This is a genomic window from Ciceribacter ferrooxidans, assembly GCF_004137355.1.
Taxonomy (GTDB): Bacteria; Pseudomonadota; Alphaproteobacteria; order Rhizobiales; family Rhizobiaceae; genus Allorhizobium; species Allorhizobium ferrooxidans.
On record NZ_SDVB01000261.1, the window covers coordinates 1 to 252 of the forward strand.

A 252-nucleotide genomic window follows, 5' to 3' on the forward strand; every position below is an offset into this window, starting at 1 on the left:
AACGATTATTTCCTTTTATTGATTCATCATTCAGACCATCTCTAAATGAAGGCAAAATAATTTTCTGTCCAAAGGAATTTCGTTCATTACTTTGGGAATTAATGAATAAACACTTGCACCAACACCCGCTTATTCCAACAACTGATGGGAAATTTCTTTCTTCAACTTCTATTTGGAAATTAGCAGTAAAAGAAATTTATAATTTTTGTAAACAACATTCTTTATCATGGCTCTGGGTGTATTTGTGGAATG

Annotated in this window: 1 protein-coding gene; it reads left to right on the forward strand. The window is 31.3% G+C overall.

The features are described 5' to 3' along the window. Window positions 1-252, forward strand: a 252-nt coding sequence (locus EUU22_RS25650; protein ID WP_205687930.1) for a hypothetical protein, incomplete at both ends; no start/stop codon positions are given.